The sequence below is a fragment of the bacterium genome (genome assembly GCA_026708055.1).
GTDB lineage: Bacteria > Actinomycetota > Acidimicrobiia > Acidimicrobiales > CATQHL01 > VXNF01.
The window spans coordinates 53,806-78,972 of the sequence record JAPOVS010000069.1; the positions used below are offsets into that span (position 1 = coordinate 53,806).

Below are 25,167 nucleotides of genomic sequence, written 5' to 3' on the forward strand. Positions count from 1 at the left end.
GGAACTCGGCTCAGCCGGTGTCATCGTCGGTCGGATCCGCGGCGGGGGCCGCGGCGGGGGTGCGCCGGTCGTGATCCTCGTCGCGACGGGCCAGGCCCAAAAGCTGCGCGAACGCCGGCACGACATCGGCCATCCGGCGGATGCGCCCCCCGCGGACCTGGCTGATCAGCACCGCCACGACCAGGGCCACGCCGATGGCCATCTGCTGCTGGAACGTGCTGGTGCCGGTCACTCCCAGCCCCACGGTGAGGGAGGTCATGAGCGCCACACCCAGGAAGACCCCGCTCAGGCGGCCCTTGCCGCCGCCGATGACCGCGCCCCCGATCACCGCCGCGGCGATGGACCGCAGTTCGTAGCCGGCCCCGAGGCCGGTCTGGCCGACCGACACCCGGGAGGCGGCCATGATCCCGCCCGCACCGGCGAGCATGCCGGTGATCATGTAAGTGATCGTCTCGTAGCGGGCGACCGGGATCCCCGCCAGACGGCACGTCTCGCGGCTCCCGCCGATGCCGTACACGTAGAGGCCGATGCGGGTGCGGCCCGTGAACACCATCGCCAGCAGCAGCACGATGAGGCCGATCCCGATCGTGGAGGGCAGGAACCCCCAGTCGGTGCGCCCGAACCACTGGAACGAGGGATCGTTGGCGATGACCGACGACCCGGCGCTGCGGACATTGGAGTACCCGGTCAGGAAGTACAGCATGGCCATCGTGACGACGAACGGGCTGACGCGCAGCTTGGCGATCAGCAGCCCGTTCACCAGTCCGATCGCGGCGCCGACCAGCAGCCCGATGACAATGGCCGAGGCGACGCCGTGGGCCCCGAGCGCCTGAGCGGTGGCGACGCTGGTGAAGCCCATGTTGGCCCCCACCGACAGGTCGAACCCGCCGACGGTGATGGCGAACATCTGGCCGATGGACACCACGAGCAGGATCCCCGCCTGGCGGGCGATGTTGCGGACGTTGTCCACCGTGGGGTAGATGGACGGCTCGATCAGCGAGAAGATGAGGATCAGAAGCCCCAGGCCCACCAGCAACTGCAGCTCGGTGGCGTGCTTGGCGGCCCAGTCCCGCAGCGAGAGCCGGTAGCTGCCAGCCGCCAGCGGGGCGCGCTCGGCCGGCGAGCGGTCAGTCACCGGAGCCCCGACCGGGCGTGTGCATCGTCAACGGTCGCTCCCCGGCTGTCGCGCTCCGGCCCGGAGCGAGCCCGCGGACTGTGTCTTCAGGAACCTGCCTGCAGGAGCCTCTAGGGCGCCTCCATCAGGGCACGCAGCCTCTCGGAGGTCTCCGGCGGGCGGGCCGCGGCCCCGGTGAGGTGGGGGTTCTCCGCCGCCCACTGCTCCATGGGGTTCTCGGCCCGGAACTTGGCCGCCAGATCGCCGAGCGTGCTGAAGACCCGCCCGTCACCCTTCATGTGCTCGATCAGCTCGTCCATCATCTTCAGGCGCGACCCCCGGCCGATGAACTGCGGGTGGCACGTGAGCACGTACATCCCGCCGGGGCAGTTCTCGACCATGTAGTCGAACTCGCCCTGCCACAGCTCCCGCACCTGCGAGGGCGTGTTGGGCCCCTGGTTCATACCCCACACGTACTCCAGCGGCGGGAAGTCGTCGAGCCCCCAACTCGGCGGGAGTTCGACAACGTCGACGAGGTCGCCGAAGACGAACGGCTCGTTCTTGGGGAACTCGTCGCCCGAGCGCAGGTAGTACGGGTAGAAGTCGTTCGCCATGAACGTGGACGAGTAGTCGAGGTCGTACTCGATCATGAGGTCCAGCGTGTTGGGGCTGAAGTCCCACGCGGCGGTGCGGCACCCCGTGGGGGTGACACCGGCCGCCCAGTCGAGCGCCTCGAAGCCCAACTCGAAGTCGCGCCGCTCCTCCTCGCGGGAGAGCTTGGTGGGGTTGCGGTGGCTCCAGCCGTGGTGCCCGATCTCGTGACCCTTGTCCACGATCTCCTTCACGTAGCTCGGATACAGGTGGGCCGAGTGGCCCGGCACGAAGAAGGTGGACGGGACGTCGTGCTTCTCCAGCAGCTTCAGCACACGCATCAGGCCGGGGACGGCGAACTCGCCCCGCGAGCACATGCTGGGTGTCTCCGCCCCGAAGGAGCCGAGCCAGAGACAGATCGCATCGAAGTCGAAGGTCAGGCAGATCGTGTGTTCTTCGCTTTTCATCCGGGTCCTCCCTGCAGCGTTTCGCTCCCTCGTTGATTCCGGTCAGATGTCCCCCGCCGGGCAGCCGTCACGCCGCCCGGCGGTACCCCGGGGGGCTAGCCGACCTCGGCCTGCCAGCCCTCGGGAATCAGCTCGATCTGCACCCAGTCCTCGTCCACGTTGGACTGGTCGACCACCGGGAACGGCACGCAGTTGATGCGTGGCACGTCCTGGCCGTTGAGGACCGCGACCGCGGTGCCGAGGCCGACGTAGCCCATCCAGTACGGGCTGACCAGGAACAGGGCGTCGGCGCTGCCGTCGTGGATCCACGGCTGGGAGAAGTTCGTGAAGTCCGAGGCCACGTAGGGCACGTCGGCGTACTCCTCCGGGATGGTGATCGGCAGCAGCAGCGCGAAGTGCGCGGCGTAGATCCAGTCGATCTCCGGGTTGCCGGCGACCACGTTCATGAAGTCGGCGAGGCCCTCCTCGGGATCCACCAGCTGGTTGGGCGCCTCGATGATCTCCAGGTTCGGGTAGGCCTCCTCGACGCGGTCCACGAAGCCCACGTGGCGCTTCTTCGACCAGGTGGCGTTGGCGGGGCCGGCCATGACGACGCCCTTGCCGCCCTCGGGCACCAGCGCGGCGATGGCGTCCGCGCCGGCCTTCCCGAACAGGTAGTCGTCCTGCATGATCATGTAGACCCTGCCGTCGGGAACCTCGGTGGAGACGTTCACGACGGGCACGCCTGCCGCGTCGGCGGCGTCCACGATGGCGACCGAGCCGGCCGTGTCCACCGGAGCCAGGATGATGGCGTCGGGGCCGCGCTGCAGGATGTTCTCGGCGTCGGCCAGCTGATCCGCCGGGCCGGTGTAGCCCACGCCGGCGGTGTGGCGGACCGTCACGGTGCCGCCGCCGGCCGCGGTGGCGTCCGCTGCGGCCTGCTCGGCGCCGTAGGCCATGGCCTGGTAGTACTCGGCGGCCAGGCTGACCTGCATGAAGTCGATCTCGTAGTCGCCGTCGGCGGCCGGTGGGGTGTAGTTGACGAGATCCTCCGTGGTGGAGTTCACGTCGCAGTCCAGCGGCGTGCTGAAGTACGCCTCGTTCAGCACGACCGGCTCGGGCGGCGGCGGTGGCGGCTCCGGCGCCGGCTCGGGCGGCGGTGGCGGCTCGGGAGCCGGATCCGGCGAAGGTGCCGGTGCGGGCTCGGGTGCCGGCGCGGGTTCGGGAGCAGGCGCGGGCTCGGGCGCCGGTGCGGGCGCCGGGGCCGCGGTGTCCCCGGAGTCGTCCTCGCCGCAGGCAGCCGCGACGAGTGCGAGTGCGGCAAAGATGCCAACGACCGCGATCAAAGTCTTCTTCCGCATGCCGGATTCCCCTCTCGTGTTTGCCGGCAGGTAGCGCTCCCGGTGAGCCGTGCGGTTGAGAACGACCCGGTGGGAACTTTGGCGACGGGGAGGCTAACACCGGGCCGTCGCGCCGGTCAACCGATGGTTTGGTGCTGGTTCGGTGCAGCGCGAGCCCGCCGACCCGGCCCGAAGAAGGGGCGGTCGGAGGACCGTGCGGGCGGCTCCCGGCGATCCCGGGGCCTCACCGTTTCGCGGGGTTGCCGTCCCGCCGGCTTCGGCGGCGGGCGAGGGTCGGCGTCAGTGAGCCGGCCCTCCGACCAGGGGCGGTTCGGAGGACCAGGGGAAGTCGATCCAGAGGTCGGTGCGGCGCCAGACGTAGTCGCAGCGGACCACCGATCGGGGCTTCTCGTAGAGCACGGCCGTGCGGACCTCGCCGACCTTGGCGGTGCAGAAGTCGCGCACTATCTCGAGGGTGTGGCCGGTGTCGGCGACGTCGTCGGCGATGAGAATCCTGGCGCCGTCGAGGTCCACCAGCTCGAGGTAGGGCGGCAGCACGATCGGCACGTCGTGGCGCTCGTCGATGTCGGTGTAGTACTCCACGTTCATCACGAAGATGTTCTTCGTGCTGAGGGCGTAGCCCAGGGAGCCGGCGATGAACAGGCCGCCCCGGGCGATCGACAGGATCACGTCGGGCCGGTAGTCCGATTCCACGACCATCTGCGCCAACTTCCGGGCGCCGACGCCGTAGGCCTCCCAGGTCAGGATCTCCCGCTGCTCGCTCATCGGCGCTCCCCTCGATCTGTCCGTGTGGGCTGTCCGTGTGGGTCGGTCACCCGGTGGCTCGGCTGCGGCCGCCGGTCTCCACCGCTAGTTGTAGTCGTAGAAGCCGGCGCCCGTCTTGCGGCCGAGGCGGCCGGCGGCCACCATGCGGCGCAGCAGCGGCGGCGGGGCGTAGAGGCGCTCGGCGTACTCGGCGTGCATCACCTCGGCGACCGCCTCTATGACGTCCAGGCCGATGAGGTCGCACAGCTCCAGGGGGCCCATGGGATGGGCGCAGCCGTGCTTCATGCCGGCGTCGATGTCGGCGACGGTGGCCTGGCCGGAGTCGGCCAGCTCGATGGCCGCCAGCAGGTAGGGCACCAGCAGGCGGTTCACCACGAAGCCGGCCCGGTCCTCGCAGCGGATGACGTGCTTGCCGAGTTTCTCGGTGCCGAAGGCGGCGACGGCCTCGACGACGGCCTCGTCGCTGGCCACCGAGCGGACCACCTCCACGAGGGGCTGGACCGTGGCGGGGTTGAAGAAGTGCATGCCGACGACCTGGCTGGGGCGCCGGGTGGCGGTGGCGACGTCGATGATGGCGATGGACGAGGTGTTGGAGGCCAGGGTGGCGTGTGGCGGGGTGATCTCGTCGAGCACGCCGAAGATGCGGCGCTTCTCGTCGAGGTTCTCGATGACGGCCTCGATGGCCAGGTCGCGGTCGGCCAGGTCGGCGAGGTCGTGGGAGTAGGACAGGTTGGCGACGGCGGCGTCGTGGGCCTCGGCGGTGATGCGGCCCCGGTCCTGGGCCCTGCCGAGCGACTTGGCGATGCGGCGCTGCACCTGCTCGACGGCGGCTGCGTCGATCTCGACGACGGCGGTGTCGAGGCCGCTGCGGGCGCACACCTCGGCGATGCCCGAACCCATCGTCCCGCCGCCCACGACCCCGACCCTTTGGATATCCATCAGATCCCTCCGCCTCGTGACTCTCCGCCGCTTGCTGCGATCCGCACCGGCCGGTGGAACGGCTGCGACCGTAGTTTGCCCGCTCCGGGCCGTGGAGCATCCCGGACGGGCGGGGGCGCTCTGGATCCCGGCCTTCGCCGGGATGACGGTTGGGGTGGGTTACGGGGCGGCGGCTGCGACGCGGCGGCGGCTGCGAGACGCCAGTTGCGAGGCGGCGGGATGGTGAGCGCCGCGCCCCGGATATCGTGCCGACGGTCATGGCTGGACCTCGTTCGCACCCTGATCCCTCCGCCGATGCTTCTCCTGTCGGCGTCCCTGCCGACGGCCCCGGCGGTGCCCGCCCGAACGGCGACGCCAGCATCGTGGCCCGGGGGCTCACCCGGCACTTCGGCGAGGTGCGGGCCGTGGACGGCGTGGACCTGGAGGTCGCCCTCGGCGAGGTCTACGGCTTCCTGGGGCCCAACGGCGCCGGCAAGACCACGATCACGCGGATGCTGTGCACGCTGCTGCGACCCAGCGCCGGCAGCGCCACGGTGGCGGGCTTCGACATCATGCGGGAGGCAGGACAGGTGCGCCTCGCCATCGGGGTGACGCTGCAGGAGGGGGCGCTGGACGAGAACCTCACCGGCCGGGAGCTGCTGCGGTTGCAGGGGCGTTTCTATGGCTTGAACCGGGCCGAGGTGGAGCAACGCATCGGCGAGGTGTCGCCGATCCTGGACGTCTCGGCCATCGACCGGCGCATCAAGACCTACTCGGGGGGCATGAAGCGGCGCCTGGACGTGGCGGCGTCGCTGATCCACAACCCGCGCATCCTGTTCCTGGACGAGCCCACCACCGGGCTGGATCCGGTGTCGCGGGCCGCGGTGTGGGAGCAGGTGGCCCGGCTGCGCGCCGACTTCGGCATGACGATCTTCCTCACCACCCAGTACCTCGAGGAGGCCGACGCGCTGGCCGACCGGGTGGGCATCATCGACGAGGGGCTGCTGCGGGCCGAGGGGCCGCCGGAGGAACTGAAGCGCCGGATCGGCACGGACGTGATCGTGGTGCGCCTGGCCGAGGGGGTCGATGGGATCGAGGGGGTCGGAGGCGACCGGAGCGTCGGAGGCGACGGCACGGTCGCCCGGGCGGTGGCGGCGCTGGAGGGACTGCCGGGTGTGTCGGGTGTCGAGGCGCACGGGCACGAGGTGACGGTGGCCACCGAGGACGGCGCGGCCACGATCAGCCCCGTGGCCGTGGCGCTGTCGGGCGCTGATCTGCCGGTCATGGACATCGCGCTGCGCCGGCCGACGTTGGACGACGTGTTCTTGGACCTCACGGGCCGGCACATCGTGGTGGACGACGACGCGGGCGGCGGCGAGGACGCAACCGGCCGGGGCGAATCCTGAGGGATCGGCCGGGGCGAGTCCCGAGTGGTCAGCCGGGGCCACCGAAGGCGGAAGGATCGACCATGAGACGACGACCGACGCAGGGGTGGCGATTCAGATGAGCGAGGCATCCATTCGAGAACGCACCGAGGGTTCCGGCCTCGGCGGTGACAGCGCCCCGATCGGGGCCCGGAACCGGGGCTTCTGGCACGACCTGTTCGCCGTGGGGCACCGGGCGGTGATCCTGCTGCCCCGGGACATGGCGGCGATCATCCCGGCGCTGATCGTGCCGATCTTCTTCTACGCGGTGACCATCGGCGCCCTGCAGGACGTGGCCGGCTTCGCCAACATCGGCCTGGACTACAAGGCCTTCCAGCTGCCGCTGGCGCTGGTGATGACCGTGACCGGCATCTCCCGGGCCCACAGCCTGGTGCTGGACGTCCAGGGCGGCTACTTCGAGCGGCTGCTGCTGACGCCGATGAACCGCTGGGCGCTGCTGCTGGGCATGTTCGTGGCCGACACGATCGTGCTGCTGTTCCTGTCGCTGCCGGTGCTGGCGATGGGGCTGGCGCTGGGGGTGCGGTTCGCCACCGGCATCGCCGGGATCATCACCTTCGTGGCCATCGTCACCGTGTGGGGGCTGTCGTACACGGGGTTCCCCTATGCGATCGCGCTGCGGACCGGCAACCCGACGGCGGTCAACAACTCGTTCCTGCTGTTCTTCCCGCTGGTGTTCCTCACGCCCGCCTGGATGCCCCGTGACGCCCTGACCGGCTGGCTGGCGGCCATCGCCGCCTGGAACCCGGTGACCTACATCATCGAGGGGCTGCGCACCCTCGTGGTCGGCTGGGACGGCGCCGCGCTGGGCAAGACAATGGCCGCCGTCGGCGGAATCGGCGCCCTGTCGCAGTACCTGGCCTTCTCCGCCCTCCGGAGCCGCACTCGGCCCTGAGCCGCGGCCTGCGGGCCCGCACGGAATAGCCGGTGGTGGCGGCTTGTTGACGTAGTTGCGAGATCGACACGCGACTCGACAGCCGACAAGCCCCAACGCTACCCCAAGGAGGATTCCGTGAATCGTCAGTCTGGTCATCCTGGTCATCCGGAGCCCGGGACATCCCAGGAGGCGCCCAGTGCCCTGGAGGTGTTCGGGCGGGATCTGACGGCTTTGGCTCGGGAGGATGAGCTGGATCCGGTGATCGGCCGGGACAATGAGATCCGCCGCACCGTGCAGGTGTTGTCGCGGCGCACCAAGAACAACCCGATCCTCATCGGCGAGCCCGGCGTGGGCAAGACGGCGATCGTGGAGGGACTCGCGCAGCGGATCGCCGCCGGGGACGTGCCCAGCACGCTGGCCGACCGGCAGGTCATCGCCCTGGACATCGCCGCCATGGTGGCCGGGTCGGGGCTGCGGGGCGAGTTCGAGCAGCGGCTGAAGGCCGTCCTAGAGGAGATCGTGGCGTCCAACGGGCGCATCATCACCTTCATCGACGAGATGCACATCGTGGTGGGAGCCGGCAAGGCCGAGGGGGCCATGGACGCCTCCAACATGCTGAAGCCCGCGCTGGCCCGGGGCGACCTGCACATGATCGGCGCCACCACGCTGGACGAGTACCGCACCCACATCGAGACCGACGCCGCCCTGGAGCGGCGCTTCCAGCCGGTGCTGGTGGGCGAGCCGACCGTGGAGGACACCATCGCCATCCTGCGGGGGCTGCGGGAGCGCTACGAGGTGCACCACGGTGTGCGCATCGCCGACGTGGCGCTGGTGGCGGCCGCGGGGCTGTCGGACCGCTACGTGTCGGACCGGTTCCTGCCCGACAAGGCCATCGACCTCGTGGACGAGGCGGCCAGCATGCTGCGCATGGAGGTGGACTCCATGCCCACCGAGGTGGACGCAGCGCACCGGCGGGTGGCGCAGCTGGAGCTGGAGCGGGTGGCGCTGGCCGCCGAGAAGGACTCCGTGTCCAGGGAGCGTCTGGCGGCCCTGGAGGCCGAACTGGCCACCGTGCAGGCCGACCTCGACGACATGCGGGCCCACTGGGAGGCGGAGAAGGCCGCCATCGGGGGCCTGCGGGAACTGAAGCGGACCCACACCGAGCTGGCCACGGCCGCCGAGGCCTGCCAGCGGGCCGGCGACCTGGCCGGTGCGGCGGAGATCATCTACGGGCGGCTGCCCGAGGCGACCGCGGCGATCGAGGCCGCCACCGCGGAGCTGGCGGCGCTGCAGGCCGACCGGCGCATGCTCAAGGAGGAGGTGGACGACGGCGACATCGCCGAGGTGGTGGCGCAGGCCACCGGCATCCCCGTGGCGCGGCTGCTGCGGGGCGAGATCGACAAGCTGGTGCACCTCGAGAAGGTGCTGCACCACCGGGTGGTCGGCCAGGACACCGCGGTGGCCGCCGTGGCCAACGCCATCCGGCGCAACCGGGCGGGGCTGAGCGACCCGGGGCGGCCGGTGGGGTCGTTCCTGTTCTGCGGGCCCACCGGCGTGGGCAAGACCGAGCTGGCCCGGGCGCTGGCCGAGGCGCTGTTCGACGACGAGCGGGCCATGGTGCGCATCGACATGAGCGAGTACCTGGACCGCCACTCGGTGAGCCGCCTCATCGGGGCGCCGCCGGGGTACGTGGGGTACGACGAGGGCGGCCAGCTGACCGAGGCGGTGCGGCGCCGGCCCTACGCGGTAGTGCTGCTGGACGAGGTGGAGAAGGCGCACCCGGAGGTGTTCGGCGTGCTGCTGCAACTCTTGGAGGACGGGCGGCTGACCGACGGTCGGGGCCGCACCGTGGACTTCACGAACGTGGTGGTGATCATGACGTCGAACCTGCCGGGCGATCCCCGGGACTTGTTCCGGCCCGAGCTGGTGAACCGGATCGACGAGATCGTGCGGTTCGACGCGCTGAGCCACGAGAACATGGCGACGATCCTGGAGCTGCAGCTGGACCGGCTGCGGGAGCGGCTGGCGGAGCGGCGCATCAGCCTGGAGGTGACCGAGGCGGCCCGCGGGATACTCCTGGAGGAGGGCTGGTCGCCGGAGTTCGGCGCCCGGGAGCTGCGCCGGGTGATCCAGCGGCGGCTGACCGACCCCATCGCCACGGCCGTGCTGAACGGGCACGTCGGCGACGGCGATCAGGTCATGGCAGAGGCCGCCGCCGGCGACGACACCGAACTCGAACTGTGGACCCGGCCCGGGATCCGCCACACCTGGGCCCGGCCGGCTGACAAATCGGCTGACAAGTAGGAGCCGGTCCCCGGGAACAAGAAACCCGGCCCCAACAGGGCCGGGTGGGTAATTTCCCTATTTTATCACAGCCCGGAATCGGGTGCATGAGCCGCCTGCTCGAATGCCGGCTCGGTCCGGATGTCGCCGGCCCCGGACTCGAGTCAGGTCTGGGGGATGAGCCAGGTGGCTTTGGGGGCGGCCTCCAGGGGGGAGGGGCCCTGGCGTTGGAGTTGGTGCCAGCCGGCGGCGGCGACCATGGCGGCGTTGTCGGTGCACATGGCCCTGGTGGGGATGAAGACCTGGTAGTCCTGGGCGCCCAGGGCCTCGAAGCGGGCGCGCAGCTCGGAGTTGGCGGCCACTCCCCCGGCCAGGCAGAGACTCGAGATGCCCCGGGCTTCGGCGGCCCGCAGCGTCTTGGTCGCCAGAACGTCGACGACGGCCCGCTGGAACGAGGCCGCCGCGTTTGCCTGGGCGGCCCGGTCGGCGGCGGGGTGGCGGCGCAGGTGGACCGCCACTGCGGTCTTGAGGCCCGAGAACGAGAAGTCCAGGCCGTCGGCCAGCATGGGGCGGGGGAAGCGGACGGCTTCGGGGTCGCCTTCGGTTGCGAGGCGATCGATGGCCGGGCCGCCCGGGTAGCCGAGGCCCAGCAGGCGGGCCACCTTGTCGTAGGCCTCGCCGGCGGCGTCGTCGAGGGTCTGGCCCAGCAGTTCGTAGCGGCCGTGGCCGGTCATCTCGATGAGCATGGTGTGCCCGCCGGACACCAGCAGCACGATCATCGGCAGGCTGGGGATCGATTGCCCGGCGCCGTCCAGGAAGGCTGCGTAGAGATGCGCCTCGAGGTGGTTGACGGCCACGAACGGAACGTCCCAGGCCAGCGCCAGGGCCTTGGCGGTGGAGACGCCCACGACGAGGGCGCCGAGCAGGCCCGGCCCGGCGGTGGCGGCGACGGCGCTGGGAGGCTGGTCGGGAATCGCCACCCCGGCCTCGGCGAGCGCCTGCTCGACAGCGGCCGGAAGCAACTCCAAATGGGCCCGGCCGGCGATCTCGGGCACGACGCCGCCGAACGCCCGGTGCAGGTCGATCTGGCTGGTGACCACCGACGAGCGCACCTCGCGGCCGCCGGCGACGACGGCCGCCGCCGTCTCGTCGCAGGAAGTCTCGATACCGAGCACAGTCTCGATGCCCGGCACCGCCGCGGCGGCGCCGGCGGGGTCGACGGTCATGCCCTGGACGATAGGGCCGTCAGGCGCTGCCGGGCCGGGGTGGGCGCTAGAGGATCTCGAGGATCGCCGAGCAGGCGGAGGCTTCGATCTTGCCGGTGTTGTCGACCTCCAGCGCCTCGACGACGCCGTCCTGGATGACGGCGGCGTAGCGCATCGAGCGCAGGCCGAGGCCGTAGCCGGTCGCGTCCATGGTGAGGCCCAGCGCCCCGGCGAAGTCGCCGTTGCCGTCGGCGAGCATGACGATGTCGTCGGCGCCGGCCGAGCGGCCCCAGGCGTCCATGACCCAGGCGTCGTTCACCGACGTGCAGACGACCTTGTCGACGCCCTTGGCGGCGAGCTCGTCGCGGCCCGCCACGAAGCCCGGCAGGTGGACCCGTGAGCAACCCGGCGTGAACGCCCCGGGCACCGCGAACAGCACCACCCTGCCCGTGCCCATCAGCTCGCCGGTCTGCACCGACTGGGGGTTGCCGTCGGCATCGAGCATCTTCCCCTCGACATCGGGAATCGTGTCTCCAACCGCAATCGTCATGTTGCGCTCCCTCACCGTGTTCGTGCCCCGTGTCGGGGCTTCTCGGAAGATTGAACGAGTGATTGATTCTCACTCTGGCCGGTTGAGCCTACGAGGGTTCTCCGTGGCCTCGCGAATCCCGCCCCAGAGTCCCGCCCCAGAATCCCGCCTCAAGAATCTCGCCTCGAGAATCCGGCCTCGAGAATCCGGCCTCGAGAATCCGGTCTCAAGAGTTCGGCGACCCGGCACTCGACTGGGGTTGGGCGTCGGGGGATCTGAGGTAGAGGGCGTCGACCTGTTCGGGGGTGACGGTTCCGCCGGCGAGGGCTCGCCGGCGGCCGAGTAGCGCGACCGCCGCCGGCGATGGGAAGCGCAACTCCGGGCCGGCGAGCACGACGTGGTCGACCGCCAGCAGGTCGGCGTGGCGGAGGGCACCGTCGCCCACGACGACGGTGCGGCCGGTCGGACGGTCACCCGAGGAGAGTGCCGCCGGCAGGTCCGTCGGGGGGCCGACCTGGGGGGCGCTGAGCTGGACCAGCCTCGTGTAGCCGGCCGAGGACGGATCGCCTTCGCCGCCGGCAGACCCGCCGGACAGGTCGGTGGCGCTGCTCGGGGCCGCAGCCGGCGGGTCCGGAGCCGGGGGGTTGGGCGCCGGTACGGCGATGCGGTACCAGGCCCAGAAGACCTCACCGCGCCGGGCGTCGAGCACGCTGAGGACGGTCTCGCCCGGCCGGGCGACGGCCGCGGCGCCGTACGCCAGCGCCTCGAGACTCCCGACGGGCACCACGCCGATCTCCAGTGCCGCGGCGGTGGCCTTGGCGGTGGCCAGGCCGGCCCGCAGGCCCGTGTAGAGCCCCGGACCGTGGTCCACGGCGACCGCCTCGATGTCGGCGAGAGCCACCCCTGCCTGCTCGCAGACGAACCGCATCTGCGGTGCCAGAGCCTCGGCATGCCGGCGGGGCAGCGCCAAGCGAGTCTCGGCGAGAACGCCGTCCTCGGCGGCCAGAGCACAACCGCACTGGTCAGAAGCGCTCTCGATCCCCAGAATCAGCATGGTCGCTCAGCCTTGCCTCCGTCTCGACCACCGAGGTTGTCCGCCCTGTCTACCAGCACCGGAAAGCCCGTTTCACCTCTCGCCGGCTTCGCAGCGCGGCTGACGCATCCGGCATAGGCGTGCAGCAGGCGCATCCCCCGTACAGGTCCTCTGTCTAGGCGTCCACCCATCGCTCGACGCTGCTGTGCAGATCACGGCGGGTGTAGCATTTGTTCTGTGTCCATCGGCCGCCGGATCCGGTGCCTGAGAGAGGCTGCCGGTCTCCAGGTATCCGAGTTGGCCGAAACATCAGGTCTTAACCCCGCTATCGTCTCCGACTTGGAATGCGACCGCCGACCGGCCACGTCCGGCGAACTCTCAGCTATCGCGAGTGGGCTTAACGTCTCACAGCTCGCGATCCTCGAACCGGATTCGCTGCTTGGACGGCTCCCAATTGCGCACCGCACGAACGGCGACGAGAATTCGAGCCGGGATGCTGCAATGCGGCTTACCGCGCTCGTAGAGCTTCATCAGGTGCTGAGTGATGGCGGCCACGGTGCGAATACCGATTTCGGCGAGCTGCCGCAAGGGCCATTCGCAACATGGCTCGAACATGCGAACGCTCTGGCGGAGTGGGCCTCCGATCGGCTCTATCCCAGCCAGGAAGAGGACGATCCGGCCACCGTTGACGACCCATTCACAACCCTGGCACAAGCGGTCGAAACACACCTGCCGGCCGACGTCATGGTCGAACGCCTCGGCGACCACGCAAGCGAGGGCGCCTCTATCACCGACGCGGAATTCCCCTTCATCCTGGTCAATGCGGACCGGCCAAGACCGCGAGCGCTGTTCACGCTCGCCCACGAACTCGGCCACCTCCTCCATCGCGAAGGCGCGACGCTCAACGTCGACGTGGACCTGATGGCGCGAACCGACGAAGAACGGCTGGCGAACGCATTCGCTGCCGCCTTTCTGATGCCCGAGTCCGAGATCAAGACAATCATCGACGACCACGGACGCACTGCAGGTGCTCTGACGCAAATGCTCACGCAATTCGGTGTGAGCTACGAATCGCTCATCTATCGGCTTCACAACCTACGAATCATCGATGCACCCGGCCGAGATCGTCTCAAGGCCGCGGGCTGGGCAGGGCTTCTCCATCAACTCGACGACGAGAGGAGTTCTCGCGCGCTGCTCGTGGCCCGTGGGTCGAGACCGGAGAGGCGACCACCCGTCTTGCTCGCGTCTCGATGCGTCGGGGGCGTCCTGGATGGAACGATCAGCGCAGCACCGCTCGCAGGACTTCTCGGCGTACCCGTTGACGAAATGATCGAGATGATCGAAATGATGGGCCAAGACGCCTCGGATGCCATCAATACCGACTATTCGCCCCCGCCCGGCTCACCTGAGGATGCTCTGTCGAGCTTCGACGCTGATCCCTTCGCCGCGTAACGAGCGGCCAACATGAACCCGGTGCTCCACGACACCGTCACGCTCCGCCACTTCGCTGCGGCCGCGAACCTGTCCGTTCTGGAGGTCCGGCATGGTGACCGGCCCGAGCCACGATGGACGGAGGCGATCAAGAATGAACTCGAATCGGCCGCCAGCGCCGGCGAGGACCACTGCTCGCACATCCTCGACGAGTTCTGGCTCGGGCGACCGGCGATCCCGTCAGGCAGCAGGGAATTCAAGACCATCTATCGCCTACAGGTCGGCCTCAATGATGGCCGGTGGCCTGCGGTTGACCACAGGGGCGAGGCCGAGGGCATCTACTTCGCCGAGAAGCACGGAGGAGACTTCGCCACAGACGACAACGGCGCGTACGACTTCGCTCGCCGCCGACCGTCGCTGGGTCCTGGCAGGGTGTTCGACTCGATCCACATACTCCGATCGGCGGTTGCAATGGGCGAGATCACCGCTGTGGACGCCGCTGGGATCGCCGACGGCATGGAAGCCGCCGGCCGTTCGTTCCGGCCTGAACATCGTGTCCTGCGGAGTCCTGCGTACTTCGCTTGACGTCGTTGCAACCAGTCCGTCAGCGCCTACGTCTCGGCGGCGAGGGGGGCCGATCCTGCCACGAATGGCCGCGACGCGTGACGGTCACGATTCGGGTGTCGGCGGGCGAAGGTGCAGTGCCAGTGGGGGTAGGCCGCGCGGCAACGCGGGGATCGGCATCGGTGCGTTCGGTCGGACTGGAGACGGGGGCGGCACTGGGATCGGGCGGGAACTGGAAGTGGAGGTCGAGGCGGTCGTCGGGCAGGGTCAGCCGCTCGGCCCACTCGACGACCACGATGCCACCGCTGTCGAGCAGTTCAGGCAGGGCGAGGTCCTCGGCGTCGGCGTCACCGTCGAGGCGGTAGGCGTCGATGTGGTGGATCAGGAGCGGCCGGTCGGCGGGCGGGCGGGCCTCGTAGGTGTTGGCCAGCGTGAAGGTGGGGCTGGTGACCGGGGTGGTGACGCCCAGCGCTCGGGCCAGGAAGCGCACGAAGGTGGTCTTGCCGGCCCCCAGGTCGCCGTCGAGGCCCAGCACGTCGCCCGGTCGCAGCACCGCCGCGACCGACTCGGCCAGCCGCTGCGTCGCCGGCAGGCCACGCAGCTCGATGGAGTACCGGACGTCGGTCACCATGCCCCAAGAGTGTGCCCAGCGGGCGGCGGCACGCGTCGCCGGACTGCAGAGGCCTGGATTCCGGCCTGCGCCGGAATGACATTCGGGGACGAGCACTGGGACAACGACGCCACGACCAGGACGACGGGCGAGAGACGACACGGAGAGGGTGCGAGACGGAGCCAGCGGTGCGTGACGGGACGTGCTTGCGTGGGCGCCGGAGGAGCGGGGACTCTCAGGGGGTGGGGGGCTCCATTGCCTCCATGAGGGAGAGCCTGGCTCGGACCAGGTCGGCTCGGGCCTCGGCTACTCGTTCGCTGCCGCCTCGGAGCAGGGCGGCCGGGTGGTAGGTGGGCACCAGCACCACGCCGTCTCCCCAGGCGTAGCGGCGGCCCCGCAGCTTGGTGATGCCGTCCTTGGTGTCGAGCAGCAACTTGGTGGCGAAGTTGCCCAGGGTGACCAGCACGCGGGGCACCACCAACTCCACCTGGCGCTGCAGGTAGGGGCGGCAGGCGGCGATCTCCTCGGGCTCCGGATCACGGTTCTCGGGCGGGCGGCACTTCACCACGTTGGCGATGTACACCGCCGAGCGGTCGAGTCCCACCTCCTGGGCCAGCAGCTCGTCGAGCAGCTTCCCGGAGCGGCCCACGAACGGCAGGCCTTGGCGGTCCTCCTCGGCACCGGGCCCCTCCCCCACGAACATGAGGTCGGCTGCGGGGTCGCCGGTGCCGAACACCACGGTGGTGCGCCCGCCGGACAGCGGGCAGCGGGTGCAGTCCGCCGCCACCTCCGCCAGCTGCTCCAAATCCAGAGAGCCGAAGTCCACGTCACTCATCACGCGATACCTACCACACGCCAAGCCGGCGCCACACGACGGCGGCGAGACGCCAGGATGGCACAGGAGTGGTGCAGCTGGTACGGTGGGCAGAACCTTTCACGATCATGAAGGTGCTTGGAGGCGATCCCGAGTCTCCCGTCAGATTGAAACGACGAGGAGGAGACCGGCGCTGCCGCCGAGCGACACTCAGCGCTTAGAGCTGGCTGCGGCAGGGGGTTGGCCGGCCGGGTCAGGAGCCTGTGGCGCTGGCGGGGGCTGGTTGGCCGGCTGAGGCCAGTAGCTCCTGGAGTGTGGCGGTGGGGTCGGTGGCTGTGACGAGGGCCTCGCCGATCAGGGCGGCGTCGTAGCCGGCGCCGGCGACGGCGCTGAGCGCGGTCCCGCCGGGCACGCCCATGCCCGACAGCGCGATCCACAGGATCCCGTCGTCGAACCGGTCGAACATGCCGGCCATCCGCTCGGCCTTGGTGTAGTCGACGGTGAAGCGGGTGTCCTTCGGGTCGTCCCGCTGGTTGATGCCGATCATGTAGGCGCCGCACTCCACGGCGAGCTCGACCTCCTCCGCGGTGCGCACCTCGGTCAGCACGTCCAGCCCCAGGTCGAGAGCCACGTCCTGCATCTCCCGCATCCGCGGCCCGCCCACGTCGGGAAGGATCACCAGGATGGCCTCGGCGCCCATGCCGGCGCTGTCGTGCACGTCACCGACGGTGGTCAGGAAGTCCTTGCGCAGCACGGGGATGCCGGTGGCCTTGCGGGCATCCTGCAGGTCCTGGGGCGACCCGCCGAAGCGCTCGCTGTCGGTGAGCACCGACAGGCAGGCCGCACCGCCGTCGCGGTACTGGCGCGCCAGCGAGGCGGCGTCGGCGCCGGGATGCAGGTCCCCCCGCGAGGGCGACCGGCGCTTGATCTCGGCGATGACCGCCAGCCCGTCGCCCGCCAGGGCGTCCCGGAAGGCGAACCCGACGCTCGCCCGGTCTGTGCGACTCATGCTGTGCCTCGCCGGTCGTCTGATACGGCTAGAGCGAGTGTGGCCGATCGAACCCCGCCCCGCAACCATGAGCCGTCCGCCACCTGACCTAGCGTCTGGGCGACAGGTGGGTGGCTGGGAACCAGTTCGGCGACGTCATCCCTGTGGGGCACTGGCCCCCAGCCCTCGGACCGGGGCCTATCTGCCGGTTACAAGCCGGAGCGTGATCGATAGGCCCCCGGCACCATCCTCATTCTGTACCCCGACCGCGGCGAACCTGTTAGGCCCTAACATGCCTCCGATAGCCAGTTCTCCACCAGCCCCACATGGCTCTTGACCTAGGGATTCGCCACTTTCCCACATAATCCCCCTTACACAACGAGTCCTATCCGATATCGACCGCGATGGTCATGGTGCTCTCCCAGGCCACGATCAGAAAACGCTGCAGGAAGTCCATGCCCAGCAGAACGTCGTAACCCGGAGCGGGAGATGCGATCAGTACTTGCAATAGTTGACTGACTTGCGTGGGCTGCGAGGGCGGTTCCATAGAAGCGAGTTCCAGAGCAACATGAACTCCGTATTCGTGGGATCTGGTCATCCCGCTGGCAGTCGACACGCTGTGCTCCGCCTGGCCGATGGCTGGCAGGGAACAGGCTTCACGAACCCGATTCGTGACAGCAGTTGTATTAGCACCGGTGTCAACGAGGGCCAGGTACGGTCGCTGGTCGGGTCCTTGGCCAAGCGGTGGGGATATCAGGACGGGAACGATGTATTGCCGTTGCGTGTTCAGACGAACGTGGCGCTGATACCGCGTCTGGCGATAGTGGCCTAGACGGTCGCCGAAAAGATGCCGAGATCGACCGGTGGTGCTCCGATCTCGCGGATGAAGAACTGTTCGTGGCCGAATCGCTCGTGGCCGACGCGGTAGGCGTTCTCAAGTTGTCCGTAGGTGTCGATGATCTTCCCGTTGTGCATTAGGACGTACTCGCCCGGATGATCGCGTTCGAGCGATTCTCGATGATTCTCGTAGGCGTCCGCGTTGAGGGTGATCTGATCTGGTTGGTGGCCACTCATGCACTTCTCCTTTCGCGGGGACGGTATCGGCGGTGCCTATAGCGGATTGTACTGAAGCTGTCAATGTGGGTTATCGGCGGAAGTCCCGATTGGCGATCAGGGAATTCGCGCCGGTGTCGGGGGGGCGGGAGGCCGCGGGACGCAGGCGGTCGCCGCGCGGTCAGCCGGCGGAGGGGACCCCGGACACCAGGACGGTCACGAGCACGCCCATGACCGCCAATGCGAACCCCGCGAACGCGAACATCATCGCCTTGAGGTCGCTCGCCGCGCGCCGGTTGATTCGACCCTCCATCGCCCCCAACTTGGCTTCCAGGGACTCCACCCCGGTCGCCATCGTGGTCTCCAGCGCGCCCACCCGGGCCTCCACCGTGGCCTCCAGCGCCGCCGCCCGGGCCTCCACCGTGGCCTCCAGCGCCCCCATCCTGGCCTCTACCGCGCCAACCCCGATCTCGAGTCGCGCCACGTCGGTCTTGGTGGCCAGCTGCTCCCAGTCGGGCGGGAGGCGCTCGATCAGTGCGTCGGCCGTTTCGGTGTCCATGTGTTCAGCGAACTTGCGGTGCAGCACCGCGGTCTTCACGTCGCTCTCGGTCATCGAGTCTCCCTGCTGGTCTTGGCCTGCCGGTTGCGTTCCCGCCTGCGGGACGTGCCGGCCTCGGTGTCCGGGCCATGAGGGCTCCTCGCCAATCGGGAGCAGACATTGCTCCCATCGAGCGAACTATATCACCGAACGCAAGAAACGGCGGGGCGGGCGGGCGCAAGAAATGGCGGGGCGGGCGAGCGCAAGGAACGTCCGGGGGCCGGCGTGACGAAGGGAGGGGCCGGAATGCGGCCGGCCGCCGGGTTTGGGCCCGGCGGCCGGTACTGCGAGGGTGTTGGAGCGGGGAGGGGACTAGAGGTCGAGTGTCATCGGGGTGCTGCCGAGCCAGCGGTCGACCCTGGCGCCGGTCGGGAAGTAGCGGCGCTCCGGGAGCATCCGATCGCCCCATGAGCCGTTGTCGCGCTGCTGCAGACCGAACTCCACCCTGCCGTTCTCCTGCTTGCGGGCGACGATCCGCACCGCGAGGTCCTCGGCGAAGTCGTTGGCCCCCTCGGCCGCACTGAGCGTGATCTCCGAACTCACCAGCCAGCGGCCCGCCGCGGTCGTGGGCGGGAAGAGCCGTGCCCTCGGGAACACCCGGTCGCTCCATTCCCCGTCGTGCTGCACCTGCTGCAGCCCGAACTCGATCTTGCCGTTGTCGAGCAGGCGGGCGACGATCCGCACGTTGGGGGTGCCGACCTCCGGGGCGGTCGCGGCATCATCGGTGGTCGTCCCCGACGAGTCGCCGTCCGGCGGCGGCGGCGGTGGCACCTCGGGCTCCGGCGGCTGCGTCCCGCCGCAGTAGATGTCGAACTCGAAGTCGAAGGTCCGAAGCGGGTTGGCCGTCGACCAGGTCAGCGTGCGGGAGGTCTCCCCGGTGACGGTGCAACCGGCGGACACGCCGTCGATCGTGGCGGTCACCGAGCAGCCGCCGATCTCGTCGGAGGTGGTGCTTGTGGCGACCGCCCCGTAGGAGGCGCCCGGGCCGAAGTTGGCGAAGTTCGGCGAGTGCACCGTGAACCGGCCGTTGTTGAGGCTGGCGACCGTCTGCCCGCCCGGCAGGGTGTAGATGCCCGACCCTCCGGCGGCGGCGATGGGCGGCAGCGCGGCCACGCCGGCGCAGACGCTCGTGATCTTGTAGGAAGCGGTCCCCTGGTTGCCCGGGTTGTTGGTCACGTCCTGGATGATGACGATGCGGTTCCACGGCAGCCGCACGTGGTCGCCGAGATCCAGCTCGATCTGGCCGGTGTTGCTGTTCTTGTCGTCGGTGCTGAACGACTCCCCGTTCGGCTTGGCGATCACGAAGGGCGCCGGCGCCTCGCTCACCTTGATCGTGAACTCGCAGCGCACGCCCGAACCGATGGTGCCCAGCGCCTTCTCCGCCTCCTCACCGTCGCCGTGCACGAAGAAGTCCAGCGTCTGGTCGCAGCCGCTGCGGCCGGCGGTCGTGGACTTGGGCGTCACCTGCACCCGGAACTCGGTGATGACCGCGGCGCGCTCGGCCCGAGCCTGCAGGTTGGAGTCCTTGGCGGTCGCAGGCAGCGCCTCGACCACGTCCGCGGGATCGATCGTGATCGCCAGGACGGGCCGCGCGGAGCAACTCGGCGTGTTGCCACCAGTGTGCACGGCCACGACGGTCGTCTCCGTACCCCGGTCGGCCGTGAGGATCGACGCAGCGGCGGTGCCACCGGAGCCCCACTGCACTGTGGCTGTGCACAACTGGCTGGAGTTGTTGACTTGACGCGCCACGGCGGTGATCCGGTAGTTGCAGACGCCCGGGTCGAACACCTCGCCGTCCTCGTCGTCCGGCCCCAGCCACGACGTCACGTGTCCGGACCGGGCATTGGTGGGGTTGCAGCCACCGAGAGCCTGCGCCGTGATCTGGACCTCCCAGTTGGCGTCCGTCTCGCCGCTTTCGAAGGTGAAGACCCTGATAGTGCTCTGCGCCCCGGCCGGCGAGCCGGCCGCCAGAGCCAGGCCGGTCGCCAGCAGGGCGATCACGACCAGAGGCCGGGTGAAGTGTCGGAGATGTAGCACGGCGCGCCCTCCTTGCCGGGCTCGGGCAACCCGACATTCGAGAATACGAGTGGTCGTGTCAGCGTAGCGTCGTGCCGCCGCTGATAGGGGGATGGACAGAGCCTCATCGATTGGAGCTTCCTCGCACTCGCGGCACACATCGATGAGGCTCGAGGCGGCTCGCAAGCAGTGACGCCGAGGGGGCGGCGATTCAGTGGGTTGCGTGCCCTCGCCGGTCAGCCGTCGACGGCCAGGACAGAGCTGTGCAGCCAGCGGTCGACCCGCGCGCCGGTGGGGAAGAAGCGGCGTGTGGGGAGCTCCCGCTCACCCCAGGAGGTACCGTCGTGCTCCTGCAGGCCGAACTCCACCCTGCCGTCGGACCGCAGGCGGGCGGTGATCCGCACCCGGACCCGCTCGTCGAAGGAGTCGGCCGAATCGGCCACCCCGAGATTGATGGCGGAACTGTTCAACCAGCTGCCCACCGCGGCGGTCGTGGGGAACAGCCGAGCGGTCGGGAACACCCGCTCGCCCCATGAGCCGTCGTGCCGGCGCTGCTGCAGCCCGAAGTCGATCTTCCCGTTCCCGAGCCGGCGGGCCACGATCCGCACCGTGTCGGTGCCCGACTCGACGACGGCGGCGCCGTCGCCGGGTGCGGTCCCGGTCGGATCCTCCGTGGCCGGCGGCGTCGACGGCGTCGTGGGAGGCACCGCCGCGCCGCAGCCGATGTCGAACTCGAAGTCGAAGTGCGAGAAGGGATCGGCGGCGGACCAGGCCAGCGTCCGGGTGTTGCCGCCGGCGACCGTGCAACCGGCCGGCACGCGGTTGATCGTGACGCTGACCGCGCAGCCCACGACCACCGAGGAGTTGTGGGCGGTGGCGACGGCCGGGTAGATCCCCGCAGGCCCGAACTGCGGGATGTCCGGCGAGTGCACCGTGAAGCGGCCCTCGTACAGCGGGGTGGAGGCTGCCTGCGCCGGCACCGGCGCCAGCGCCACGCCGCCGCAGGAGCGGGCGATGGAGTAGCTCGCCTCGCCCCGGCTCGCCGAGCCCGCCACGTCCTGGACGATGGCGATGCGCGCCGCCTCCATGCGCACGAGCGAGGTGAGGTCGACGAGGATGTTCGGCAGGGCGGCGTCGAAGGTCACGTAGCCGCCCCTAGGCACCTTGACGTGGGCGGGGACCGACACCATCGACGCCCGCGCCGGGCAGCGGTCGCCGGTGGCGCCCAACTCCTGCGGCGAGCTGGAGGCGTCGCCGCGCACGGTGAAGGTGGCGGTCACGTCGCAGCCCACGGCCCGCGAGCCCGGTTCGGGCTCGACCCGGACGGTGAAATCGCCGAGGGTGGCGGCCTGCCGGGCACGGGCCATGAGCTCCCGGTCGGCCGGGGTGCCCGGGATGTCCTCCACGATGCCGGCGCTGCCGAGCACGAAGTAGGTGCGGTTGGGTCTGGCGCAACCGGCGCCGGAGTCGCGCCGGATCGCAAGGCGCCTCTCACCTGCGGGCCTGCCGGACGTGAGGACGCTGCCGTCGCGGTAGTCGCCGTCACTGGGGCTCGCGCCCCAAGCGAGTTCGCCACGGTACGTGCAGTCGGGATTCGACTCGATCCTCGCCTTGGCCGAGATGCGGTAGACGCACTCCCCCGTGGCGAGCGAAGCCCCTGTCTGCTCACCGGCGTTGATCCAAACCGACTCGTACGAGACGCCGGCGCGCTTGGGCGTGCAGCCGCCCAGGGGCTCGGCGGTGATCCTCACCTGCCAGCGCGTGTCGGGTACGCCGTCGTTGTCGTTGTCGGTCGTCGGGTTGGTCATGACGTTGCTGAAGATGAAGAACTCGGGCGGGGGCGGGGGGGTGTCGTCCTGCGCGGTTGCGGGCGTGGACGCAAGCGTCAGAGCGGTGGCGGCGAGCGCGAGGACGGCAAACGTGACGGTGGAGCGCCGGAGTCTCGACACGGCGTGGGGCTCCCTCGGTGAGGTGCGGTGGGAATCGATGGTGGATTCAGCGTAGTGGTCGCCCTCCACCAGTGAGGGGATACGGGCGCCTTGGAAAGCACGCCCGCTCGTCATCCCGGCGCAGGCCGGGATCCAGGCCGTCGCTGCACATCGTTGGTTGATACTGGATTCCGGCCCCGGATCGAGTCCGGGGCAGACTCTGCGCCGGAACGACGTAGCACGAGAACGGCGAGGGGGCCAGCGCTGCGCCGGCTCCCTCGGGTTGTGATTCCGGAGTTGGGTCAGCCGGTGGCCGAGTCCCGTGGCGGACCTCTGTAGCCGCCGCCGTCGATTTCGAGCATGTCGTCGTCAGTGTCGCCGACATCGACCAGCTCGTCGCCCGCGTCGCCGACATCGACCAGCTCGTCACCCGCGTCGCCGACATCGACCGTGTCGCCCTCGGCGGCCGGCGCCGTGCAGTCGATGGTGAACTCGATGATCACGGTGTCACCGGCGCCCACCAGGTCGACCGGCGAGTTGTGCTCCACCGAGCAGCCGGCGGGCACGCCCGAGACATTGACGGCCGCCTCGCAGGACTCGGCCTTCTCGCTCAGGGCGTAGGCCTTCGTGCCATCGACGGAGTTGTCGCCGATCGCGGCGCTGACGTTGAAGCGGCCCGTGCGCAGTTCCACGACGGCCATCGCCGGGCTGAAGATGATGCCGCCGGTGCCCGCCGTGGCGCCCAGGGCGGCAGGCAGCCCGGGCGCGCCGCAGGAGGCGCTGTAGTCGTACTGCACGCCGACGCCGCCGGCGTCGCCGATGACGTTCTGAACGAGGTAGACGGTGGGGGCGGCCACGGTCACCGCGAGGTTGGCGTTCAGGGCGGTCGTGGACGGGGTAGCGGGCGCCTCGTCGAGGGTGGCGCGGTTGTTGGGCGGGTCGGTGCCGGTGGCGGGCGGGCCGTTCATCACGACGACGGCGCTGTTGCTGCCCCTGGCGCCGGCGGCGAAGCCGGCGGGCAGGGCGGCCGTCACGGTGTAGATGCAGTTCCGGTCGTCGAACGTGTCGTCGACCAGCGTCAACTCCACCTGGTTGACGCCGGCGTCGTTGATCTCCGTTTCGCCGCTGACGGTGGCGCACTCGGGGTCCGCCTTCGCGCCGGCCGGCACCTTCTCGGCAGCCGTCACCGTGAACGCGGTGTTCCTGATGGCGCCCAGGACCGCAGCCGTCGGAGGAACGGCGGCCTTGTCCCCGCTGGCGGGGGTGGTGTAGCCCGCCATTGTGAACGTCACCTTCTCGACCGAGTTGCAGTCGCCCGTCACGAGGGTGGTGGCGCTGTCGGTGATCGCGATGGCGGCCCGGCAGCGCGACCCGTCCGCCTGGACGAGAACCGCCTCCCACTTGTAGGTGCAGATGGTGTCGATCACGACGCCGGTCTGCACTGCGGCGCCCTCACCGGCGGTGTCGCCCTCCACGACGGTCAGCGTCACCTCGCCGCTCGCGCCGGACGTGTCGTCGCCGGGATCGCAGCCGCCCCCGGTGCTCCACGTGACGATGTAGGTGCCGACCTCGGTGTCGCTCGTGATCGTGATCACGTCCGTGACCGCGGCGACCGGACCGGATGCCAGCACCAACACCGCGGCGAGGAGACCGGCGACACTGAGGACGCCGACCAGGATCTTTCGCATGTCGCTTGCCGTCCTTGCCTTGGTTTCGCGAGGCTCCCGGCGACCCGCGCCGGGCCGGTTGCCTCACTCGAACAGGGAAACGACAGTACTTCGGGCCGTACCGCAGGCAAAATCCGCTCCGGCGTCCATGCCCGTGCCGTCAGGGCTGCTCGGGGCCGAGAACCTCGCTCAGCGGGCAGGAGAAACCCGGCACGACGTCCAGACCGTCCAAGACCCCCTCCCCGATGATCGTCTCGATGGGACTCTCGGATCGGTGCACCTCCACGCTGCGAGTCTGCGGGTACACCACCCACACGAGGCGCACGCCGTGGCTGAGCCACATGCGCGCCTTATCGTGCGCGGCCCACCGACTGTCACCGGGGGAGGCCACCTCCACCACCAGATCGGGCACCACCTCGGCGTAGCCCTCCACTTCGGCGCCCAACGGCAGCCGTTCGACGGACGTGAAGGCAATGTCGGGCTCGCGCACCGTGTCGGGATCGCGTTCCAGCCGAACACCCGAATCCGATCCCACCACCGTCCCCAGCCGCCCCGCCTCAGCAAAGACGACAAGCCTCGCCCCCAACCTCATCACGATCTTGCCGTGCCGCTGTCCTGCCGGCACGGTCTCGCAGAGCTCCCCTCGGATCAGTTCACCGCGCACTCCCTCGGCGTCGAGGCGCAACAGGTCGGCCGCGGTCAGCAGCGCCGTCTCGCCTCTCGCCCCGGTCGTCGTCATGCTCTCTCGCTCTCGTGTCGACCACTCTCACGCTAGCGCAGGACGCCGACACCTCGGACGCGGCAAAGCCCGGGCCCGCACAGACAGCCGAGTTCTCCGGGGCCGAGCGGTCAGCCGGCGGCGGGGACTCCGGCGACGAGGATGGTGGCGAACATGCCCACCACCGCCAACGCGAACCCGACGATCGTGAACATG

Annotated in this window: 23 protein-coding genes and 1 pseudogene; 6 read left to right on the top strand and 18 right to left on the bottom strand. The window is 69.9% G+C overall.

Features of this window, described 5'->3' with window-relative positions:
- Positions 1-10: 10 nt before the first annotated feature.
- From OXG55_15010 to OXG55_15030, 5 genes are all read right to left on the bottom strand, one after another.
- Complete coding sequence (locus OXG55_15010) at positions 11-1,135, bottom strand: ABC transporter permease (GenBank protein ID MCY4104547.1); 1,125 nt, start codon at positions 1,133-1,135, stop codon at positions 11-13.
- 110 nt (positions 1,136-1,245) lie between these two features.
- The gene (locus OXG55_15015; protein ID MCY4104548.1) at positions 1,246-2,172 is read right to left on the bottom strand and encodes a polysaccharide deacetylase; all 927 of its coding nucleotides are present in this window, start codon (positions 2,170-2,172) and stop codon (positions 1,246-1,248) included.
- Between the two features lie 95 nt (positions 2,173-2,267).
- Entirely contained in the window at positions 2,268-3,512 is a 1,245-nt protein-coding gene (locus OXG55_15020) for a sugar ABC transporter substrate-binding protein (protein MCY4104549.1), read from the bottom strand.
- 279 nt (positions 3,513-3,791) lie between these two features.
- Positions 3,792-4,277 carry a phosphoribosyltransferase gene (locus tag OXG55_15025; GenBank protein MCY4104550.1) on the bottom strand — a complete coding sequence of 162 codons (486 nt, stop codon included), beginning with the start codon at positions 4,275-4,277 and terminating at the stop codon, positions 3,792-3,794.
- Positions 4,278-4,361: 84 nt separating this feature from the next.
- Entirely contained in the window at positions 4,362-5,219 is an 858-nt protein-coding gene (locus tag OXG55_15030; GenBank protein ID MCY4104551.1) for a 3-hydroxybutyryl-CoA dehydrogenase, read from the bottom strand.
- Positions 5,220-5,473: 254 nt separating this feature from the next.
- On the opposite strand from OXG55_15030, the gene OXG55_15035 reads away from it, so the two are divergent.
- The 3 genes and pseudogenes from OXG55_15035 to OXG55_15045 all read left to right on the top strand — a co-directional run bounded on the left by OXG55_15035 (position 5,474) and on the right by OXG55_15045 (position 9,818).
- Entirely contained in the window at positions 5,474-6,601 is a 1,128-nt protein-coding gene (locus tag OXG55_15035; protein ID MCY4104552.1) for an ATP-binding cassette domain-containing protein, read from the top strand.
- Between the two features lie 97 nt (positions 6,602-6,698).
- Positions 6,699-7,532, top strand: coding sequence for an ABC transporter permease (locus OXG55_15040; GenBank protein ID MCY4104553.1), 834 nt, complete (start codon positions 6,699-6,701; stop codon positions 7,530-7,532).
- Between the two features lie 198 nt (positions 7,533-7,730).
- Positions 7,731-9,818, top strand: a pseudogene (locus OXG55_15045) (AAA family ATPase).
- A 143-nt stretch (positions 9,819-9,961) separates the two neighbouring features.
- Here the strand turns inward: OXG55_15045 and tsaD are convergent.
- From tsaD to tsaB, 3 genes are all read right to left on the bottom strand, one after another.
- On the bottom strand, positions 9,962-11,023 hold the full coding sequence (tsaD, locus tag OXG55_15050) for a tRNA (adenosine(37)-N6)-threonylcarbamoyltransferase complex transferase subunit TsaD (protein MCY4104554.1): 1,062 nt from the start codon (positions 11,021-11,023) through the stop codon (positions 9,962-9,964).
- A 46-nt stretch (positions 11,024-11,069) separates the two neighbouring features.
- Positions 11,070-11,552, bottom strand: coding sequence for a peroxiredoxin (locus OXG55_15055; GenBank protein ID MCY4104555.1), 483 nt, complete (start codon positions 11,550-11,552; stop codon positions 11,070-11,072).
- Between the two features lie 205 nt (positions 11,553-11,757).
- Positions 11,758-12,585, bottom strand: a complete 828-nt coding sequence (gene tsaB, locus OXG55_15060; protein MCY4104556.1) for a tRNA (adenosine(37)-N6)-threonylcarbamoyltransferase complex dimerization subunit type 1 TsaB — start codon at positions 12,583-12,585, stop codon at positions 11,758-11,760.
- A 216-nt stretch (positions 12,586-12,801) separates the two neighbouring features.
- Between tsaB and OXG55_15065 the strand changes: the two genes are divergently transcribed.
- Complete coding sequence (locus OXG55_15065; GenBank protein MCY4104557.1) at positions 12,802-14,016, top strand: XRE family transcriptional regulator; 1,215 nt, start codon at positions 12,802-12,804, stop codon at positions 14,014-14,016.
- Positions 14,017-14,028: 12 nt separating this feature from the next.
- The gene (locus tag OXG55_15070; GenBank protein ID MCY4104558.1) at positions 14,029-14,580 is read left to right on the top strand and encodes a hypothetical protein; all 552 of its coding nucleotides are present in this window, start codon (positions 14,029-14,031) and stop codon (positions 14,578-14,580) included.
- A 19-nt stretch (positions 14,581-14,599) separates the two neighbouring features.
- Here OXG55_15070 and tsaE read toward each other — a convergent pair whose 3' ends face one another.
- The 10 genes from tsaE to OXG55_15120 all read right to left on the bottom strand — a co-directional run bounded on the left by tsaE (position 14,600) and on the right by OXG55_15120 (position 24,972).
- Positions 14,600-15,190, bottom strand: coding sequence for a tRNA (adenosine(37)-N6)-threonylcarbamoyltransferase complex ATPase subunit type 1 TsaE (gene tsaE / locus OXG55_15075; protein ID MCY4104559.1), 591 nt, complete (start codon positions 15,188-15,190; stop codon positions 14,600-14,602).
- 214 nt (positions 15,191-15,404) lie between these two features.
- A complete protein-coding gene (locus OXG55_15080) occupies positions 15,405-16,004 on the bottom strand; it encodes a uracil-DNA glycosylase (protein MCY4104560.1) in 600 nt (199 codons plus the stop codon).
- 232 nt (positions 16,005-16,236) lie between these two features.
- The gene (locus tag OXG55_15085) at positions 16,237-16,992 is read right to left on the bottom strand and encodes an indole-3-glycerol-phosphate synthase (GenBank protein ID MCY4104561.1); all 756 of its coding nucleotides are present in this window, start codon (positions 16,990-16,992) and stop codon (positions 16,237-16,239) included.
- A gap of 364 nt (positions 16,993-17,356) precedes the next feature.
- Positions 17,357-17,683, bottom strand: a complete 327-nt coding sequence (locus tag OXG55_15090; protein MCY4104562.1) for a retropepsin-like aspartic protease — start codon at positions 17,681-17,683, stop codon at positions 17,357-17,359.
- 116 nt (positions 17,684-17,799) lie between these two features.
- Entirely contained in the window at positions 17,800-18,045 is a 246-nt protein-coding gene (locus tag OXG55_15095; GenBank protein ID MCY4104563.1) for a hypothetical protein, read from the bottom strand.
- 160 nt (positions 18,046-18,205) lie between these two features.
- Positions 18,206-18,637, bottom strand: coding sequence for a hypothetical protein (locus OXG55_15100; GenBank protein MCY4104564.1), 432 nt, complete (start codon positions 18,635-18,637; stop codon positions 18,206-18,208).
- 297 nt (positions 18,638-18,934) lie between these two features.
- Positions 18,935-20,659 carry a hypothetical protein gene (locus OXG55_15105; protein ID MCY4104565.1) on the bottom strand — a complete coding sequence of 575 codons (1,725 nt, stop codon included), beginning with the start codon at positions 20,657-20,659 and terminating at the stop codon, positions 18,935-18,937.
- Positions 20,660-20,874: 215 nt separating this feature from the next.
- Positions 20,875-22,587, bottom strand: coding sequence for a hypothetical protein (locus OXG55_15110; GenBank protein MCY4104566.1), 1,713 nt, complete (start codon positions 22,585-22,587; stop codon positions 20,875-20,877).
- Between the two features lie 281 nt (positions 22,588-22,868).
- Complete coding sequence (locus OXG55_15115; protein MCY4104567.1) at positions 22,869-24,254, bottom strand: hypothetical protein; 1,386 nt, start codon at positions 24,252-24,254, stop codon at positions 22,869-22,871.
- Between the two features lie 139 nt (positions 24,255-24,393).
- Positions 24,394-24,972 (bottom strand): Uma2 family endonuclease, encoded by a 579-nt coding sequence (locus tag OXG55_15120; GenBank protein MCY4104568.1) that lies wholly within the window; start codon positions 24,970-24,972, stop codon positions 24,394-24,396.
- 14 nt (positions 24,973-24,986) lie between these two features.
- Between OXG55_15120 and OXG55_15125 the strand changes: the two genes are divergently transcribed.
- Positions 24,987-25,167 (top strand): hypothetical protein (locus tag OXG55_15125; protein MCY4104569.1); only part of this gene is annotated, 181 nt, incomplete at its 3' end.